Here is an 18,269-nt window from a genome sequence, read left to right on the forward strand (position 1 = left end):
AGCCAGCTCGCTGCCAGCAGCGGCGAACGCAGCTAGCGCCAGCAGCGATAAAGCACCAAGTAGCTGGAATGAGCGGATCATCTCCGTAACCACTGCCGATGGATGAACAGTGAGCTTACTCGCTGCAAAACCCTCGAAAAGCCGCATAATCGACCCAACTCAGTTGCATGAATCGAGCGAATCATGGACAGACTCACAGCAACCCGCGTTTTCGTCGAAGTGGTGGATCGCGGCAGCCAGACCGCCGCCGCGGAGCATCTGGATCTCTCCCGGGCCATGGTGTCGCGCTACCTGGCGGCACTGGAGGGGTGGGTCGGCGCACGCCTGCTGCACCGCACCACGCGCAAGTTGAGCCTGACCCAGGTGGGCACCGAACTGTTGCCTCACTGCCGGGAGATGCTGCACACCGCCGAGATGATGCGCACTACCGGCATAAAGGCCACTGACGGGCCCAGCGGCAACCTGCGTATCGCCAGCAGCCAGTCCTTCGCCCAGACATGGCTGAGCCCGATGCTGGTCGACTACCTGGCGCGCTACCCCAATACCTCGATCGACCTGCTGGTCAACAGCCAGGCGGTGAATCTGGTGGAGGAGCGCATCGACCTGGCGCTGCGCATCACCAATCAGCTGGAGCCCAATCAGGTGGCACGCCACCTGGGCACCTGCCATTCCGTGGTATGCGCGTCGCCAGGCTACCTGGCACGCGCCGGGTTGCCGCAGCGACCGCAGGATCTGGCACAGCACAATTGCCTGACCTACAGCTATTTCGGGCGCAGCGTCTGGCGTTTCGAACAGGCCGATAGCGAGGAGGAAGTGGCGGTGGACGGCAACCTCAGCAGCAATGACACCGCCGTGCTGCTGGAGGCGGCCCTCAACGATGGCGGCATCTGCATGCAGCCGCTTTACGCGACCGCAGCCATGCTCGAGGACGGCCGCCTGGTACGCCTGCTACCGGACTGGCAACCGCAGTCCCTGGGTGTGCATGCAATCTATGCATCACGCCGACAGATGCTGCCGGCGCTGCGTACCCTGCTGGACTTCATCGCCCAGCGCCTGGCCAGCGATCCGCTCTGGCAGTAGCTTACTGGGCAGCCTGCAACTGGCGCTGCGAGGCACGCTGCTGCTTGTAGGCCAGAGCAGCGGGTGCAACCGGCGTGACCTTGCCAGTCTCCACCCACTTGCGCAGGCGGCTGGCGTCAGCCATGTGGGTGTACTTGCCGAACGCGTCGAGCACCACGAACGCCACGGGCTTGCCCGCCATGGTGGTACGCATCACCAGGCAGTGCCCGGCACGATTGGTGAAGCCGGTCTTGGTCAGTTGCACGTCCCAGCCAGCCTTGCGCGTCAGTGCGTTGGTATTGCGGAAGCCCAGGGTGTAATTGGGTTTGTGGAACGCCACGGTCTTTTCCCCGGTCGAGCTGAGCTCACCAATCAGCGGGTACTTGCGCGTTGCCTTGAGCAGCTTCACCAGATCGTTGGCGCTGGAAACGTTGTGCTCCGACAGGCCTGTCGGCTCGACATAGCGGGTCTGGGTCATGCCCAGAGCACGGGCCTTGGCATTCATGGCGGCGACGAAGGCGGTGACGCCACCCGGGTAGTGATGGGCCAGGCTGGAGGCCGCCCGGTTCTCGGACGACATCAGGGTCAGCAGGAGCATTTCCCGGCGGCTGATCTCACTGCCGATACGTACGCGGGAATACACACCACGCATGTCATGCACGTCGCGGATGATCACCGGCAGTTGCTCGTTGAGTGGCAGCTTGGCATCCAGGGTGACCATGGCGGTCATCAGCTTGGTGACCGAGGCGATCGGCACCACCATGTCGGGGTTGCTGGAGTACAGCACCTTGTCGGTGGTCAGGTCGACCAGCAGCGCGCTACCGGAAGCGAGTTCCTGTTTGGCGGGGGCGGCAGCCTTGGCAGCCAGCGGGGAAACGATGAACAGGCAGGCCAGGGCGAGACTGGCGAAGGGGCGACGAATATTCACGATGGCATTCACTGGGCAAGAGATGGCTAAGAGGCGCTCCATGCCGATGAAAGAACATCATCCGTGGACCTATTGCCTAAGCAAATAGGGTTTGAAAAACAGCTGATTGCGTATGCAATTGAAGGTGCGATGTTAGCACCCGTCAAGCAGGGTTCCCATTGTCCGATAAATGGATCAGCTGGCGATAGTGCGTCGACGGCCGAGACGGTTCAGCCACAACGAAGCGAGGATGATCGCGCCACCCAGAGCCAGGCGCGGAATATCCGCATCGCGGTTCCAGATCAGCAGGTTCACCACCAAACCAGCAGGCACATGCAGCTCGTTCATCACCGCCAGGGTGCCGGCATCCACCTTGATGCTGCCCTTGACCCACCAGAACAGCCCCAGAGCCGTGGCGAACAGCCCCATCCACAGCAGGATGCCCCACTGCAGCGCGGTCTGCGGCAGCTTGTCCGGGTTGCCGAAGAGCAGGAACGACGGCAGCACCAGCAGCATCGCACCCAGGAAGAAGTGGCCGAAGAAACGATGCAGCGGCTGCTCGGTGGGGTAGCGCATCAGCAACTGGCGACACAGCACCTGGCCGGCAGCGAAAGTGAGATTGGCCAGTTGCAGGAGCAGGAAACCGATCAGGTACTCGCCCTCCAGGCGCTCGAAGCGAATCACCACGCCGCCGCCCACCGCGACCAGTGCGGCGAGCAGGGCCCAGGGGTTGAAACGCCGCGCCAAGGCGTCATCGAGCAGGGTCACGTAGATCGGCGTGAGCACGGTGAACAGCAGCACCTCGGGTACCGTCAGCACCTGGAAGCTGCGGTACAGACACAGGTAGGTCACCCCGAACTGCAACGCCCCGGCCAGCCAGAAACCCGCCAGCAAGCGCCGCGGCAAGCCACGCCAGAGCGTGAACGGCAGGAACACCAGCGCCGCGACGGCCACCCGCGCCAGCACGGCGAAATCGCTGTCCACCCGCCCCGCCAGGTATTCGCCGATCAGGCTGAAGGAAAACGCCCAGAGGACGGTGACGGCGAGCAGGTAAGGCATGGCGCGGGCTCTTGAAAAATCAGGCGCGGATCATACCGCGCCGCAAGCCCTACGTCAGAGCTCGAAGGTCAGCGGCCTGCCGTCCGCCAGCCCGGAAAGATCCAGCGGCCGTACCGCGCCCATCCACAGGGCGCGGTCACGGTGGTCGATCAGGTCGTTGCCGGTGATCGGGTGGATGAAGATCACCAGCTCGCCGCGATTGAGCATCAGCCAGGGAATCACTTCGCCGAACAGCTCGGCGCGAAAGGCCAACTGGCAACTCCAGTCGGGATGAGGCCCGACCGCCTTCTGATGCAGGCGCCCCATCTTCACGGCAAAGCGTGCCGCCGCTGATTCGCACAGCACGCGCGCCTGCTCGAGGCTACCGGCATCGAAGTACACATGGGCGTGATAGCCGCGAATACGGACATCGGTCATATGGCGATTCCCCGTGGATCGATAGGGCTCTGCGGTGGCGGTAGCGTCTCGCGCAGCAGTTCGTCCTGCAACCAGTCGACGAAGTTCTGCACCAGGCGCACCCGCCGCTTGCGCTCGGGCAGCACCACGTAATAGCCGAACTCGGAGGTTACCGTGCGCCCGTCAACGCGGCTGAGCAACCCCTGGGCCAGTAGCTCGTCGACCAGATGCCGCCAGCCGATGGCGACCCCCTGGCCGGCGATGGCGGCCTGGATCAGCAGGGTGTAGTTGTCGAAGCGCAGGCTGCCGGGGCTGGGCGTTTCGGCGATTCCCAGGGCGCGGAACAGGCCGTTCCAGTCGAACCAGCGCGAGCGGCTCTCCGGGCGCAGATGCAGCAGCGGCAGACGCGCCAGCAATTGATTGGCGCAGGCGCCCTGGCCGCTGAGCAGATGCGGACTGCACACCGCAAACACCTCCTCCTTGAACAACAGGTGCACCTGGCCGTTCTTCAGACGCCCGTCCCCGAAGGAAATGGCCACATCGATCTCCGCTGGCAGGCTGGTCATGTCACGCTCGCTGGTGACCAGGCTGACATCGACCTCCGGATATAGCTGATGAAAACGCTGCAGCCGTGGCATCAGCCAATAGGCGGCGAAGGCGAAGTCGGTGGCCACCTGCAGCACCTCATGCTGCTGTCGACCAACCACTGCCTCCAGACCGGCATCCAGGGCCGCCAACCCCTCCTGTACCGGGCCCAGCAGGGTTTCGCCCGCCTCGGTCAGCACGATGCCACGGTACACGCGGTCGAACAGACGGGTCGCCAACCGTTCTTCCAGCCGCTTGATCTGCTGGCTGATGGCCGGTTGGCTGCTGCCGAGCTCGGCCGCCGCGGCAGTGAAACTCAAGTGTCGCGCTGCGGACTCGAATACCCGCAGCACATCCAGAGAGACTCCCTCGAGCGCCTTAAGCATAAGCTGTGCTTATCCTAGTCATGTACCTGATCCGGGTTTACCCATGCCTGGCGAGGCTGGATGATCGAAATAGCACTCTCGCATAAAACAACTATATGGAACACCAACCGCCATGAAACGCCCGAACATCCTTTTCATCATGGCCGATCAGATGGCCGCGCCGCTGTTGCCACTGCACGACCCGGCTTCGCCGATCAAGGTGCCCAACCTGCAGCGTCTGGCCGCCGAGGGCGTGTTGTTCGATTCCGCCTACTGCAACAGCCCGTTGTGCGCGCCATCGCGCTTCACCCTGGTCAGCGGCCAGTTGCCCAGCCAGATCGGTGCCTACGACAACGCCGCCGATTTTCCTGCCGATATCCCCACCTACGCTCACTATCTGCGCCGCCTCGGCTACCGCACGGCGCTGTCCGGCAAGATGCACTTCTGCGGCCCCGATCAGTTGCACGGTTACGAAGAGCGCCTGACCAGCGACATCTACCCCGCCGACTACGGCTGGGCCGTGAACTGGGACGAGCCAGAAGTACGCGCCAGCTGGTACCACAACATGTCTTCGGTGCTGCAGGCCGGCCCTTGCGTGCGCACCAACCAGCTCGACTTCGACGAAGAGGTGGTGTTCAAGGCGCAGCAATACCTCTACGACCACGTGCGGGTAACGCCGGATCAGCCGTTTTGCCTGACCGTATCGATGACCCATCCGCACGACCCGTACACCATCCCCGAGGAATACTGGGATCGCTACGACGATGACGACATCCCCCTGCCCCGCCAGGTGATCGACCAGGCCGAGCAGGATCCTCATTCCCAGCGCCTGCTCAAGGTCATCGACCTGTGGGACAAGCCGCTGCCCGAGCACAAGATCCGCGACGCGCGGCGCGCCTACTTCGGTGCCTGCAGCTACATCGACGACAACATCGGCAAGCTGCTCAAGACCCTCAAGGACTGCAAGCTGGCCGACGACACCATCATCGTGTTCTCCGGCGATCATGGCGACATGCTTGGCGAGCGCGGCCTCTGGTACAAGATGCACTGGTTCGAGATGGCCGCCCGGGTACCGCTGCTGGTCCACGCACCGGCGCGATTCGCCGCGCACCGGGTCAGCCAGTCGGTGTCCACCGTCGACCTGCTGCCGACCCTGGTGGAGCTGGCGGGCGGCCAGGTCGAACCAGGCCTGGCGCTCGACGGCCGCTCGCTGCTGCCGCACCTGCAGGGCACTGGCGGCCACGACGAAGTGCTCGGCGAGTACATGGCCGAGGGCACCACCAGCCCGCTGATGATGATTCGCCGCGGCGAGTGGAAATTCATCTACTCCGAAGACGACCCGTTGCTGCTGTTCAACGTGGCGAACGATCCGCAGGAGCGCGAGAACCTCGCCCAGTCGTGGGACCATCGCCAGCAGGTCGAGTCGTTCCTCGACGAGGCACGCGGTCGTTGGGACATTCCCGCCATCCACCGGGCGACCCTGGCCAGTCAGCGGCGGCGGCGCCTGGTCGCCGAAGCCCTTACCCAAGGTGCGCTGAAAAGCTGGGATCACCAGCCGATCGTCGACGCCAGCGAGCAGTACATGCGCAACCACATCGACCTCGACGATCTGGAGCGCCGTGCTCGCTTCCCCCAACCGTGATGCAGCGCGCCGGGTGACCCAGCGGAAACCGCGGGAACCCGGCGCGCAGGCCTGCGTCGCATAGCCTGCCAACCTAGAAATCAACATAAGGAAATAGGCATGAAGACATTCAAGACGGCTTTCGCCAGCAGCCTGTTCATGGCGGCCGCCCTCGCCTCCCAGGCCCACGCCGAAGATGCCAGCTGTGCCACGGTGAAGCTCGGCGATCCGGGCTGGAGCGACATCGCCGTGACCAACGGCATCGCCAGCCTGGTGCTCGACGGCCTGGGTTACAAGGTGCAGACCCAGACCCTCGGCGTACCGATCATCTTCGCCGGCCTGCAGAAGGGCCAGGTCGACGTGTTCCTCGGCAACTGGATGCCGGCTCAGCAGGCCAACTACGACAAGTTCGTCGCCAACGGCAAGGTGGACAAGGTCGCGGAAAACCTCAGTGGCACCGAGTACACCCTGGCCGTGCCGACCTACGCCTATGACGCCGGGGTGAAAACCTTCGCCGACCTGGAAAAGCACGCCGACCAGTTCGGCCGCAAGATCTACGGCATCGCGTCCGGCGCACCGGCCAACGAATCGATCAAGCAAATCATCGCCGCCAACGAGTTCGGCCTCAAGGACTGGACCCTGATCGAGTCCAGCGAACAGGCCATGCTGGTGCAGGTCGGCCGCGCCGTGCGACGTGACGAGTTCGTCGCCTTCCTCGGTTGGACGCCACACCCGATGAACGTGCAGTACGACATGAAGTACCTCAAGGGCGGCGAGAAGTACTTTGGCGAGAGCGGCAGCGTCAACACCCTGGCCCGCAAGGGCTACGCGGCGCAGTGCCCGAACGTGGGCAAGCTGCTGAGCAACCTGACCTTCACCCAGGACATGGAGAACGCCATCATGGACAAGGTATTGAGCAAACAGGCCAGCAACGACCAGGCCGTGAAGGACTGGCTCAAGGCCAACCCCGAGGTGATCGACGGCTGGTTGCAGGGCGTCACCACCCGCGATGGCGGCGATGCGGTCGCGGCGGTGAAGGCCAAGCTGTAAGGCAGTTGAAAGGCGATAGCGGACCTTCGATTTGGTGGGCTAAAGCCCACCCTACAGCTAGATGCGCGGCTGTAGGGTGGGCTTTAGCCCACCAATTGGCCCCCGACTACGAACGGCTGCTTTCGCCTTTCCAAAGCCATACACGCGATGCACTCGAACAATCCGGGAAATCATGAGTAAAGCCTCTGTTACTCTGCTTGCCACCTGATCACCCGCCTCCGAGCGAACGCATGCGCTTACCCAGCCGTTACAGCCTGTTGCCCTTCCTGCTCTGGTGGCCGAGTGTCACCCGGCGCACCCTGGGTACGGATCTGCTGGTCGGGCTCAGCGGTGCCATTCTGGCCTTGCCACAATCGATCGCCTACGCACTGATCGCCGGGTTGCCAGCAGAGTACGGGCTGTACGCAGCCATCGTGCCGGTGATCATCGCCTGCCTGTGGGGCTCGTCGTGGCACCTGATCGGCGGGCCGACTGCGGCCATTTCCATCGTCCTGTTCACCAGCGTCAGCCCCATGGCCAGGCCCGGCAGCGAGGAGTTCGTCGCGCTGGTGCTGGTACTGACCTTTCTCGCCGGGCTTTTCCAATGGCTGCTGGGGCTGCTGCGCTTCGGCAATCTGGTCAACTTCGTCTCGCCCTCGGTGGTACTTGGCTTCACCCTCGGCGCCGCCGTGGTGATCGCGCTCGGTCAGCTACCCAACCTGCTGGGCCTGCAGGTCGACAGCCAGCGCACTGCCGTGGCGACGCTGCTCAACCTCTTCCAGCACCTCGACCAGGCCGACTGGCACGCCGTGCTGGTGGCAATCTTCACCCTGGCGGTGAGCCTGCTGTGCCGGCGCCTGTGGCCGCGCTTGCCGGCGCTGCTGATCGGCGTGATCGCCGGTAGCCTGCTGGTTGCCGCGCTGCCGGGGTTCTTCGCCAGCATCACCCTGGTCAACGCTTTCGAAGGCAAACTGCCGCCGCTCACCACCCTGCACGTCGAGATCAACAGCCTGTTGCAACTGCTGCCCGCCGCCATCGCCTGCGGCATGCTCGGGCTGGTCACCAGCCTGTCCATCGCCCGCTCCCTGGCGAGCAAATCCCAGCAGGTGCTGGACGCCAATCAGGAGGTGCGTGCCCAGGGCCTGTCCAACCTGATCGGTCCCTGGTTCTCCGGCTCGATGTCGGCTGGTTCCTTCACCCGCTCGGCGCTGAACCTGCAAGGCGGCGCCACTTCGCCACTGGCCGGGGTGTTCTCTGCACTGCTGGTGGGGGCGTTCGCGCTGTTCTGCGCCGCGCTGATCGCCCACATCGCCTTGCCCAGCATGGCGGCGGCGATTCTGCTGATCTGCTGGGGGCTGGTGGATGTCGCCGGGGTCCGCGCGCTGCTGCGCGTCAGCCGTTCAGAGTTCGTGGTGATGCTGCTGACCCTGCTGGCCACGCTGCTGCTGGAGCTGCAAACGGCGATCTACGCGGGCGTGCTGGCCTCGCTGTTCTTCTACCTCAAACGCACCTCGCAACCGCGCTTCAAATACACCCGCGACGGTGACGACGAACAGCTGCGCCTGGAGGGCTCGATCTTTTTCGGTGCCTGCCACTACGTGCAGCAGGTGCTGCAACTGAGCCGTGGGGAGCGGGTGGTGGTCGATGCCAGGCACATCAACTTCATCGATTACGCCGGCGTGGAAATGCTCCACCTGGAAGCCCGCCGCCTGCACACCCAGAACCGCCAACTGGTCCTGCGCCACGCTCGCCCTCACGTGATCGAAGAAATCCAGAAACTCGAAGGCCCCACCTGTCCCGTGCAATTCGAAGATTGAGCCTCAAACGGCCTCTTAGCCTGGCGTTGATCCCAGCGATACCCAGGAGGCGATATTGGGCTCGCCTAGTACCAACGATCCTGTAGGAGCCGGCTTGCCGGCGATCAACCGCCAACAGCTCGCCAGCAAGCCGGCTCCTACAGGGCTACGGAAGGCGAGGGCTCCTAACGCCAGCCGTGGCGGCGAAAATAACGCCATACCAGCAACAGTGCCGCCAGCCCCAGGGCCCCGGCACAGATGAACAAACCGTCGTAGCCCAGGGCCTTGGCGAGCACGCCGCTGGCGGCACCGACGAAGCCGCCGAGCAGAATCTGCGTGGAGGCCTGCAGGGTGAAATCGGCACCCTCGTGACCGGCGCGGCACTGGCGCATCATCGCGGCAAACAGGGCCACCGTGGACAAACCATCGGCTGCCTGCTCGAACAGCGTCAACGCGTACACCAGGGCTGCATCACCGCCACGGCTCACCAGCAGCGCCAACGTGGCAAGGCTCAGCGCCTGCAGCGCGCCGAAGATCAGCAACGCACGCAGCACGCCCAGACGCGCATACAGCAGCCCACCCAGCAGCGCGCCGCCGATGCCGACCAGGCTGCTGATCAGTGTCAATTGCCCCAGTTCCGCGTTGCTCCAGCCCTGATCCACCAGCATCGGTTTGATCATCGGCGACCCCAGTGCGTCGCCGAGCTTGAAGGTCAGCACCACCGCCAGCCACAACCCCATGCCCGGTAGCGCCAGCAGCCCACGATAATGGTGCAGCAACAGGCTCGGCCCAACCGGTTCGACGCCGGCAACCCGAGGAGGCAGATGGCGCGCTTCGGCGAAGCGCCAGATCGGCACCAGCGTCAACGCCAGCAGAGCCGCCAGCCAGAGCAGCGACAGGTTCCAGCCGACGCGGTCGATGACCAGCAACAGGCCGCTGCCGCTGATGATCATCCCCACCTTGTAGCCACCGACCTGCAGGCTGTTGCCGAGCCCGCGCCAGCGCTCCGGCAGCAGGCGCACGGTCAGGCCGTCGGTGGCGATGTCCTGGGTCGCCGCCGCCAGATTGACCAGCACCAGCAGGCCGAGCAGCAGCGGCAGATGGGCGCCGAACAGGGCATCGGGCGAGAGCAGCGCCAACGCCAGCAGAATCAGCAGCACGCCGCTCTGCAGCGGCAGGATCCAGCCACGATGATGGCCCAGGCGGCGCGACGACAGACGATCCACCCAGGGCGCCCACAGCACCTTGAGCAACCAGGGCAATGCCAGCAGCTTGAGCAGGCCGATCAGCGCCAGATCCACGCCGTGCTGACGTAGCAGCACCGGCAGCGCATGGGCGATCAGCCCGGATGGTAAACCCTGAGCGCAGTACAACGACGCCAGCAGCACCAGCGTGGCACCCGCCGGGCGGCGCAGATCGGAAGACGTGGACGACATGAACGAGTCCGCAGCATGTGAGCGGCGCAGCATAGCGCAGGCTTGAAAGCGGCAGCAGCCATGTCATGATCCGGTAACAACTCGATACCCGAAAAGCGCGCGCCAGACGAACATCGCCGCTGCGCTCCTGTCTACTCGCCTATCACCCTTTCACGCCACGCTGCCGCCCCTGTGCAGGGGCCGCGGCGTCACGTTTTCGAGCAGTGCGGAGATCCATGGCCACATCACTTATCCACACCCTGCGCCGCCGCTGGTTCAGCCTGAGCCTGCTGCTGTGTCTGGCCGTCGGCCTGCCGGTCGGCTGCGCCAAGCTGGAACAGAAGGAGCGCGAACTGGTGTTCCGCATCGAACCGGGCACCGCCAGCTGGTTCAGCGGCCTGCCCGCTGGTGTCGAGGAAATGACCCTCAGCGCGCCGCAGTTCGGGGACAAGCAGAACATTCACGCCTGGTGGTGGCCCGCGCAGAAGGCTGACGCCCCCACACTGCTGTACCTGCACGGCTCGCGCTGGAACCTCACCGGCCAGATGTTCCGCATCGAGCAGCTGCACGCCATGGGTTTCTCGGTACTGGCCATCGACTACCGTGGTTTTGGCGAGAGCCTCGGCGAACTGCCCTCCGAGCGCACCATTTACGAAGACGCCGAGATCGCCTGGCAGCGTCTCACCGAACTGCAGCCTGATCCTGCCAAACGCTTCGTCTACGGCCACTCCCTGGGCGGCGCCGTAGCGGTCAACCTCACCGAATCCCTGGGCCGCGATCGCCACACACCGCCGCTGGCCGGGCTGATCATCGAGTCGACCTTCACCAACCTGGCCGACGCGGCGACCGAAGTAGCCGCCGAGTACACATCGCTACCGGTGCACTGGCTGCTGTCGCAGAAATTCGATTCGCTGAGCAAGATCGGCGACATCAAGGTGCCCGTACTCATCGCCCACGGCACCAATGATCGCTATATCCCACAGCGGTTCAGCGAAAGCCTCTATCAGGCCGCCAACGAACCCAAGCGCCTGCTGCTGATCGACGGTGGCAACCACAACAACAGCCTCCGCACCGGCAGCAGCGAGTACCGGGAAGCGATTCGTACCCTGTTCGCGCCGAAGGTGGTTGGCAGGGGCTAGGGTTCCTGCAGAGACCGGCATGAATGGCTGAAGGGCGAGCACCACAAGATGCGGCTTGGGGTATTGTGCGCTGCTTGCAACTCGCCCCGCCCTGCGAACGATCTGACAGTGGCGCACAAGGAAGTCGGCATGCTGATTGGCCATCGCTACGAACGCACCCCGAGGGGCGATCTGCACATCCACTCGCGCAATCTGGTGATGAATACCGCAGTCCCGCTCATGGGAGCGATCGCATTCGCGGCGCCAGTGGCATTCGTGGCGTTCGCAGTTACCAGTGACTCTTCGCCCTTGTCGAGCATGGATCCACTGTCGGCATTGCTGATAGTGCTCGGGCTGTTGCTGTTGCCTGCCCTCGGCCTGGTCGTCACGGTCTACACCGGCATGCGAGAGAGCTTGCTGCTGTCGCGACTCGACGGTGAAGGCAAACGCCGCACGCGAAATTTCTTCGGCCGCCGCGAGCGGGTGCACGATGCTTTCCGGATCGACGCCGCCAAACGCCTCGAACTACGCCGCCGCGAAGGCGCGGAGCCTGCCCATACGCAACTGTGGCTGGTGATGCGCGACGGCACCGAGCACCGGCTGACGACCAACAACGTGCCTGTCATCCCGGGCAGCGAACGCACTGAACTATGGCTGCGCGAATTGGCCGAGTACCTGCAGCTGGCAGTGCCGACCGACGTCATCGATCCTGCGACAGTCAAAGCGCGGACCATCTACAAGCCCACACCGGCGCCAACCAGCAAACGTGCCAGGGCTGCCAAGGGGTCAACGCCACCGGCAGACAAGCACGAGACCTTCAGCACGCCCGCCCGCGGCTTCTGCGCTCTGCTGGGCGCCTTCCTGACCGTGTTCGAACTCAATCACATCATCGTGCTGGTGCCTGCGCTATTCAACGGACGCCTGCGCGTCAGCGGTTTTCGAACGGGATCGCATACCTTCTACTGGGCCGAACAGCCATTCGTCTTCTCGTTCAACCTGCTGGTGGGTTTCGCCGAGGTGCTGATCATCGGCACGATCGCCTGGGGTTGCCTGCGCGTGGCGATCACGGCGCGACTGAAATCCACCCCGTGAGCGGCGGATCGACGAGCAGGTGCACGATTCAATACGCAGATGATGCGCAGCCGGCTCAACTGCCAAACCGTTCATGATCTGAAGCCTTCCTGGCCAATCGACAGCGGCGCCTGGTTATAATCGCACCCAGCTACATTGGAATGATGTCGCCAAGGATTGGTGTGCTACGCCCTCTCGCTTCACACCTTGTGTTCATTACAGGCCCCGTCGGTCAGTCAGACCCGATGGCGCTGCCCTGCACGCGAGTGTACTGATGTCCCTGCTCCGCAATCTCTGCAGCTCAATGCTGCTGCTCAACCTGGTTGGCTGCTACAGCCTGTCGCCCATCGATATCGACAAGAGCATTCGCCCTGCCGAAGGCGGTGCCACGAGCTATCTGGTCGGCGTGGTCGGCGTCTGGCCGGATGCCAAGTACTCGCCCCACGAACAAAGCATCCTGCTACGCCAGAAGGGCGGCGGCGGTTCAGCCTCCGCACGTCTGCGCAACAACGTTCATCTGCGTACCACGCGGGATATCCGCGACGGCCGCCGCGGCATCGGTACGCTGTTCGTGATGCCACTCAAACCCGGTCGCTACGAACTGTACAACGTGCTGTTTCGTCGCGGCGACGGTACCGGATGGAAGCGCGAAGACTTCTCCATCCCACTCCAGCTGGAGCCCGGCAAGGCTTACTACATCGGCGACTTCCGTGCCGCCTGCATTGACCTCAACGCCAGGTGCTCGTTTATCCACAGCTACCACGCCGAGCGTGATCAGGCCCTGGTCACCAGCAAGCACCCCGAATTGCCACCGCTGCAAGTACTCGAGCTGAAGCACATGGATGGCGCCTATCCCGCCATGTTCGATAGCGACACCGAGAATGCCGCAATCTTCAAATCGGTTCTTTCGGGGCAGCTCAGATGAACGGCAAGCTACGCATACTTGGCATTGGCCTGCTGATGTTCCTGGGCGGCTGCCAGGTCAACCACACCCTCAGCACACCGACGCTGGACCACGACCTGACGCTACCGCAGGTGAGCGTGCAGACCCTGGGATCGGTCCCCGGCACGCTGATCCGTAATCACATGCGCAGCCTGGGTGCCTTCGAACAGGTACGCGAAGGTTTCGATCCGGGTGGGTACAACATTCAGGTGCTGTCGGTTGGCGACTATTACGGCCTCAGCAACGTCCCCATTCAGTTCCTCAGCGCCTTCAGCCTGTTCATCATCCCGGCGCCCATTTCCTGGGACTTGGAGCTGACGTTTCGGGTAACCCGCGGCCACCAGGAAGTCGCGACCTACCGCATCGACAACACGACCTCGCATTACAACGGCCTGTTCGTCCACCCGGACGGCCGCGGCGACAATGTCCGCCTCATCATCGACAACTTCGTCGCCCGCGCCCAGGCCGATGCGGCCCTATTCGCCGTGACGCCACTCAAGCCGCTGCAGATGCCAATGCCGGTAGCACCGGCAAGCCTGCAACAGCGCACGAGGGTAACGGCGACGTTCCAGGTGCACGCCGATGGTTCGGTCAGCGATGTGAAGGCCAGCGGTGAAGCGTCGGACCTGGTTCTCTCCGCGGTTGAAACCACCGTGCAGAAATGGCGCTATCAGCCCTGGACCGCCAGCTCACAGGCCCCATCAACACAACCGGTGAGCCACAGCTTCGTGCTCAGGCCGCAATCCATCCTGAGCACCCAGGAGCAAAGCTGCGCACAGGTCATGAGCGAGTTGCAGCAGTTCGAGCACACCTCACCCGGCAAACCGTCCAGTGACCTGGCCACCTTTCAGCAGACTTCGGCGCTGCTGTTTCTCACCGAGTTGCGTCAGCAGAAGAGCTCGTCGGCAGCCGGGGTCGACAAAGCCTTCACGCGCGCGCTGCCGTGGATCATCGAGCAATGCAGAGCCAACCCGGAGGCCCTGTACTGGCATTACGTATCCGAAGGGATCAAAAAGGAAACGGCTGCTCAGGGCGTGACCGGCAGGTAACTGAAGCCATGCAATGCGGAGTGAGCTGATCGAGTATCGGCCACTTCGCCGGGCATCGCAGAGCATGGCCCGCGGATAGCCGATGACCTCATCCGCAGGCTGGCCAGCTAGATAGCCAGCCAATGCCAGGGCGTGCTCTTGGTCACCATGATCCACACGATCACGAACATTCCCGAAAAGCCCGCCACCCCCATCCAGAACCAGGCGCGGTAGAGCGCCCGGTAGCGTTCACCCAGCGCTTCGCCACGCTCGGCAGAGTCGGCAGCCAGGCGCTGCAGGCGATGCTGCAGCACCAGCACCGGCAACCACAGCGCGCCAACGCAGACCATGATCAGTATGGAGCTCAGCAGCCAGTCGCTGGACAGCGGCATGCCGGCCACTCGGGTCATGGCATAGCCGGTGAGCACTTGCAGCACGCCGGCCGGGGTGGTGATCCAGGTGTCGAAACGCACCACCATCTTCACCACCTGGGCGATGACCCGGGCATCGCCGGTTCGGCTGGCGGCGATCATGTACAGGTACGAGCCCATGCCGAAGCCGAACAGGAACACTGCGGCGATGACGTGCAGGTACTTGAGCTGCAGGTAGTCCATGCTCAAACCACCGCGTGAGAGAAGTCGACGGCCAGTTGCACGTTATCCGGCTCGTCAATGGCCGTCAGGTATTCGGCGACGGTGATTTCTCCAACGCAGGGCCGTGCACCGGGAGCTGGTCGGTAACCGCTGGCGACCTTGGCGGCGAGAGCGACCGCGGCGCAACTGGGGATCTCCGGCCCCTTGTCATTGCGGGCGGTGAGCTGGGCGGTCAGGGTCAGAGGCCGGGCCTGGTGATCGACGCCCTGCACGTCGACATACATGGCGCTCATGCCATCACCGAAGCGCTCGAACCACGTGCCCCAGCGGTGCAAACGCCTGGCCCATGGCAGGGTGTCACGCACCAGACCGATCTTCACCATCTGGGCCAGCAGGGCATTGACCACACCGCCCAGCTTGAGACCCAGCCCTGCCTTGAACGACAGCGTATGAGCGCCATAGCGCTGCGCGAAGATGTCCATGTCCGGCACGTCCACATTGGCCAGCAGGCGCGTGCCCAGATGCGGCATGGTGCGCAAGGACAGGTCCTGCCAACCCGTGACTTCATGAATACGGCCATTGCTGAGCTGGCGAATGGGCCGACCGGCATAGGCCAGCACGCCTTCTACAGTGGACAGGCCAGGCATCTTGGCCGACGAGGAGATGCCGTGCGCGATGCGGTCGATACGGGCGAAACCCGCGCGGTGTTCATCGATGATCGCCGACGACAGACTGGGCACCGAGCTGCATCCACTGAGAATCGCCACACCGGCCTGCCGGGCCCGCTCGTCGAGCCTGGCGATACCGTTGACGAAGGCGCGACAGTCGGCGAGATCGCAGTAGTTGACACCCGCTCCGATACACGCCTCGGCGACGCTATAGGGCTGCCCCTGAAACGGCCCACCGGTATGAATCACCCAATCGATGCCCAGATCCTGCAGCGCCTCTGCAAAGCCCGCCGCCATGGCATCGCCACACCAGCTGCGCGCGGGCGACGGTGCCTGAGCATTCAATACCGCGAGCCGCGCCTGCAGCTTCTGCGCATCGCGGCCCGTGATGACCATCTCCACGCCGGGCATGCGACTCAGATGGTCGCTGATGATGCTGCCAAAATTCCCGTAGGCGCCAATCACCATGATCCGCAAAGCCATTTCATCTCCCTTGGACAAGCCGCTCGAGTCCGCCCCTCAGCGGAGCGGGCCAAGGTTCACCGATCAGCCTTAACGAAGCAAGCTGGCGGAAAAGGCTACGGCAATCGCCGGCAAGCCGGTTCCTACACAGCCCGTATTGGCAAGCGGTCCTTGCCGCATACCAGTACCCCGTAGGAGCTGGCTTGCCAGCGAAGCGCTCTCACCCTCGACGTCAGCGTGAATTCCACCGCCGCCAGCGCCGGTGCGCCGGCTCTTACACAACCCGCATTGGCAAGCGGTCCTTGCCGCATACCGGTACCCCGTAGGAGCTGGCTTGCCAGCGAAGCGCTCTCACCCTCGACGTCAGCGTGGATTCCACCGCCGCCAGCGCCGATGCGCCGGCTCCTACACAGCCCGCATTGGCAAGCGGTCCTTGCCGCATACCGGTACCCCGTAGGAGCTGGCTTGCCAGCAAAGCGGTCTCACCCTCGACGTCAGCGTGAATTCCACCGCCGCCAGCGCCGGTGAGCCGGCTCCTACACAGCCCGCATTGGCAATAGGTCCTTGCCACATACCGGTACCCCGTAGGAGCTGGCTTGCCAGCGAAGCGCTCTCACCCTCGACGCCAGCGTGAACGTCAACGCCGCCGGCGCCTACAGGAGAGAATCAGTCCTCGGTCTTCCAGTTCTTGCGGCTCATGTAATCGCGGGTTTCCTTGACCACGATGCCGGAGAGCAGCAACAGGCCGATCAGGTTGGGCAGCGCCATCAGGCCGTTGGCGATGTCGGAGAAGGTCCACACCACCTCCAGCGAAGTTACCGCTCCGACGAACACCACCACCGAGAAGATCAGCCGGTACGGCATCACCGCGACGCGGCCCATCAGCCGTTCCATGCAGCGCTCGCCGTAGTACGACCAGCCGAGGATGGTGGTGTAGGCATAGACCAGCACACCGATGGTCACCGTATAGATACCCCAACCGCCGCCGAGGCCCTGCTCCAGCGCCCAGGCGGTCATCGGCGCGCCCTTGAGACCCTCCTGGGTCCAGGCGCCGGTGACGATGATCGCAAAGGCGGTGAAGGTCACCATTACCAGGGTGTCGAGAAAGGTCTGGGTCATCGAGACCATGGCCTGGCGCACCGGCTTGTCGGTTTTCGCCGCTGCCGCGGCGATGGCACCGGTCCCCAGGCCCGACTCGTTGGAAAAGATGCCCCGCGCCACGCCCATCTGCACGGCCAGGATAATGCTGGAGCCAAGGAAACCACCGGCCGCCGCGCTGCCACTGAACGCATCGGTGAAGACCAGCACGATGGCGTCCGGCAGACGGTCGGCGAACACCACCAGCACGGCGACGTTGCTGATGATGTAGAGGACGATCATCACCGGCACCACGCCCGCGGCGAAACGCCCGATGCTCTTGATCCCGCCGATGATCACCACGGCAGTCGCAATGGCCATCACCAAGCCGGTGGCGGTCGGCGAAATGCCCCAGGTGTCATGAAGCTGATGGGCGGCGGTGTTGGCCTGCACCATGTTGCCGATCCCGAACGAGGCAATCGCGCCGAAAATCGCGAAGGCGATGCCCAGGCTCTTGCCCAGGGTGCCGCCGACACCACGGGTCAGGTAGTACATCGGCCCGCCACTCTGCTCGCCCCTGGCATCGGTGACCCGGTACTTCACGCCCAACAAGGCTTCGGAGTACTTGGTGGCCATGCCGACCAGGCCGGTCATCCACATCCAGAACAGCGCGCCCGGGCCACCGATGCCGATGGCAGTCGCCACCCCGGCGATATTGCCGACGCCGATGGTCGCCGCCAGCGCGGTGGCCAGAGCCTGATAGTGAGAAACGTCACCGGGTACGTCACCCTTTTCCTTGCGTTTGACGAAAGCCAACCAGAAGGCGTGGCCGAGCACGCGAAACTGGATGCCACGCAGGCGAATGGTCAGGTACAGACCCGTGAGCAGCAGCAGGGGGATGAGCAGAAACGGGCCCCAGATAAAACCACTGATGGCCGAGAGTACAGCGAGAAATTGTTCCATCGAGGATATCCTTCTTGTTCTATCCGGTGCGGCTCGTGGCCGGCAGGAACGGCACCCGGGCTGGTAGCACGGGATGTCGAGGGATGAACGCAGATGCGTCCGTGCAGCCTTGGG

General features: G+C 63.9%; 16 protein-coding genes. 8 read left to right on the top strand and 8 right to left on the bottom strand.

Annotated features, from left to right (window positions below; all coding sequences use genetic code 11):
• The first annotated feature begins 183 nt into the window (after nt 1–183).
• Nucleotides 184–1,080, top strand: a complete 897-nt coding sequence (locus ACT9T4_RS07430) for a LysR family transcriptional regulator (protein ID WP_179539384.1) — start codon at nt 184–186, stop codon at nt 1,078–1,080.
• Nucleotide 1,081: 1 nt separating this feature from the next.
• Here the strand turns inward: ACT9T4_RS07430 and pbpG are convergent, their stop codons facing one another.
• The 4 genes from pbpG to ACT9T4_RS07450 form a co-directional block, all read right to left on the bottom strand.
• On the bottom strand, nt 1,082–2,029 hold the full coding sequence (gene pbpG / locus ACT9T4_RS07435) for a D-alanyl-D-alanine endopeptidase (protein ID WP_156152777.1): 948 nt from the start codon (nt 2,027–2,029) through the stop codon (nt 1,082–1,084).
• Nucleotides 2,030–2,161: 132 nt separating this feature from the next.
• Nucleotides 2,162–3,025, bottom strand: coding sequence for a carboxylate/amino acid/amine transporter (locus tag ACT9T4_RS07440; RefSeq protein WP_042555911.1), 864 nt, complete (start codon nt 3,023–3,025; stop codon nt 2,162–2,164).
• Between the two features lie 54 nt (nt 3,026–3,079).
• Nucleotides 3,080–3,442 (bottom strand): DOPA 4,5-dioxygenase family protein, encoded by a 363-nt coding sequence (locus tag ACT9T4_RS07445; RefSeq protein WP_042555910.1) that lies wholly within the window; start codon nt 3,440–3,442, stop codon nt 3,080–3,082.
• Nucleotides 3,439–4,392, bottom strand: coding sequence for a choline sulfate utilization transcriptional regulator (locus tag ACT9T4_RS07450; RefSeq protein WP_499116278.1), 954 nt, complete (start codon nt 4,390–4,392; stop codon nt 3,439–3,441). The genes ACT9T4_RS07445 and ACT9T4_RS07450 overlap by 4 nt, the downstream gene beginning before the upstream one ends.
• Nucleotides 4,393–4,504: 112 nt before the next feature.
• Here ACT9T4_RS07450 and betC point away from each other — a divergent pair, with 112 nt between their 5' ends.
• The 3 genes from betC to ACT9T4_RS07465 all read left to right on the top strand — a co-directional run bounded on the left by betC (nt 4,505) and on the right by ACT9T4_RS07465 (nt 8,838).
• Nucleotides 4,505–6,013 carry a choline-sulfatase gene (betC, locus tag ACT9T4_RS07455; protein WP_499116280.1) on the top strand — a complete coding sequence of 503 codons (1,509 nt, stop codon included), beginning with the start codon at nt 4,505–4,507 and terminating at the stop codon, nt 6,011–6,013.
• A 99-nt stretch (nt 6,014–6,112) separates the two neighbouring features.
• Nucleotides 6,113–7,042, top strand: coding sequence for a choline ABC transporter substrate-binding protein (gene choX, locus ACT9T4_RS07460; RefSeq protein WP_499116281.1), 930 nt, complete (start codon nt 6,113–6,115; stop codon nt 7,040–7,042).
• A gap of 230 nt (nt 7,043–7,272) precedes the next feature.
• Nucleotides 7,273–8,838 carry a SulP family inorganic anion transporter gene (locus tag ACT9T4_RS07465; protein WP_042555906.1) on the top strand — a complete coding sequence of 522 codons (1,566 nt, stop codon included), beginning with the start codon at nt 7,273–7,275 and terminating at the stop codon, nt 8,836–8,838.
• Between the two features lie 164 nt (nt 8,839–9,002).
• Here the strand turns inward: ACT9T4_RS07465 and ACT9T4_RS07470 are convergent, their stop codons facing one another.
• Nucleotides 9,003–10,253: an MFS transporter gene (locus tag ACT9T4_RS07470; RefSeq protein ID WP_499116283.1), complete on the bottom strand. Its 1,251-nt coding sequence runs from the start codon at nt 10,251–10,253 to the stop codon at nt 9,003–9,005.
• Between the two features lie 215 nt (nt 10,254–10,468).
• Here ACT9T4_RS07470 and ACT9T4_RS07475 point away from each other — a divergent pair, with 215 nt between their 5' ends.
• The 4 genes from ACT9T4_RS07475 to ACT9T4_RS07490 all read left to right on the top strand — a co-directional run bounded on the left by ACT9T4_RS07475 (nt 10,469) and on the right by ACT9T4_RS07490 (nt 14,413).
• Nucleotides 10,469–11,371: an alpha/beta hydrolase gene (locus ACT9T4_RS07475; RefSeq protein ID WP_042555905.1), complete on the top strand. Its 903-nt coding sequence runs from the start codon at nt 10,469–10,471 to the stop codon at nt 11,369–11,371.
• Nucleotides 11,372–11,500: 129 nt separating this feature from the next.
• A complete protein-coding gene (locus ACT9T4_RS07480) occupies nt 11,501–12,442 on the top strand; it encodes a hypothetical protein (RefSeq protein ID WP_499116286.1) in 942 nt (313 codons plus the stop codon).
• Between the two features lie 253 nt (nt 12,443–12,695).
• On the top strand, nt 12,696–13,346 hold the full coding sequence (locus ACT9T4_RS07485; RefSeq protein WP_231570219.1) for a hypothetical protein: 651 nt from the start codon (nt 12,696–12,698) through the stop codon (nt 13,344–13,346).
• The gene (locus ACT9T4_RS07490; RefSeq protein WP_499116288.1) at nt 13,343–14,413 is read left to right on the top strand and encodes an energy transducer TonB family protein; all 1,071 of its coding nucleotides are present in this window, start codon (nt 13,343–13,345) and stop codon (nt 14,411–14,413) included. Before ACT9T4_RS07485 ends, ACT9T4_RS07490 begins: the two co-directional genes overlap by 4 nt.
• 107 nt (nt 14,414–14,520) lie before the next feature.
• On the opposite strand, the gene ACT9T4_RS07495 is transcribed toward ACT9T4_RS07490, so the two are convergent.
• From ACT9T4_RS07495 to ACT9T4_RS07505, 3 genes are all read right to left on the bottom strand, one after another.
• Nucleotides 14,521–15,006, bottom strand: a complete 486-nt coding sequence (locus ACT9T4_RS07495; protein ID WP_042555903.1) for a DUF2269 family protein — start codon at nt 15,004–15,006, stop codon at nt 14,521–14,523.
• A gap of 2 nt (nt 15,007–15,008) precedes the next feature.
• A complete protein-coding gene (locus tag ACT9T4_RS07500) occupies nt 15,009–16,136 on the bottom strand; it encodes a saccharopine dehydrogenase family protein (RefSeq protein ID WP_499116290.1) in 1,128 nt (375 codons plus the stop codon).
• 645 nt (nt 16,137–16,781) lie between these two features.
• The gene (locus ACT9T4_RS07505; RefSeq protein WP_042555901.1) at nt 16,782–18,155 is read right to left on the bottom strand and encodes an alanine/glycine:cation symporter family protein; all 1,374 of its coding nucleotides are present in this window, start codon (nt 18,153–18,155) and stop codon (nt 16,782–16,784) included.
• Nucleotides 18,156–18,269: the final 114 nt, after the last annotated feature.

Source organism: Pseudomonas sp. SZ40 (assembly GCF_052958135.1).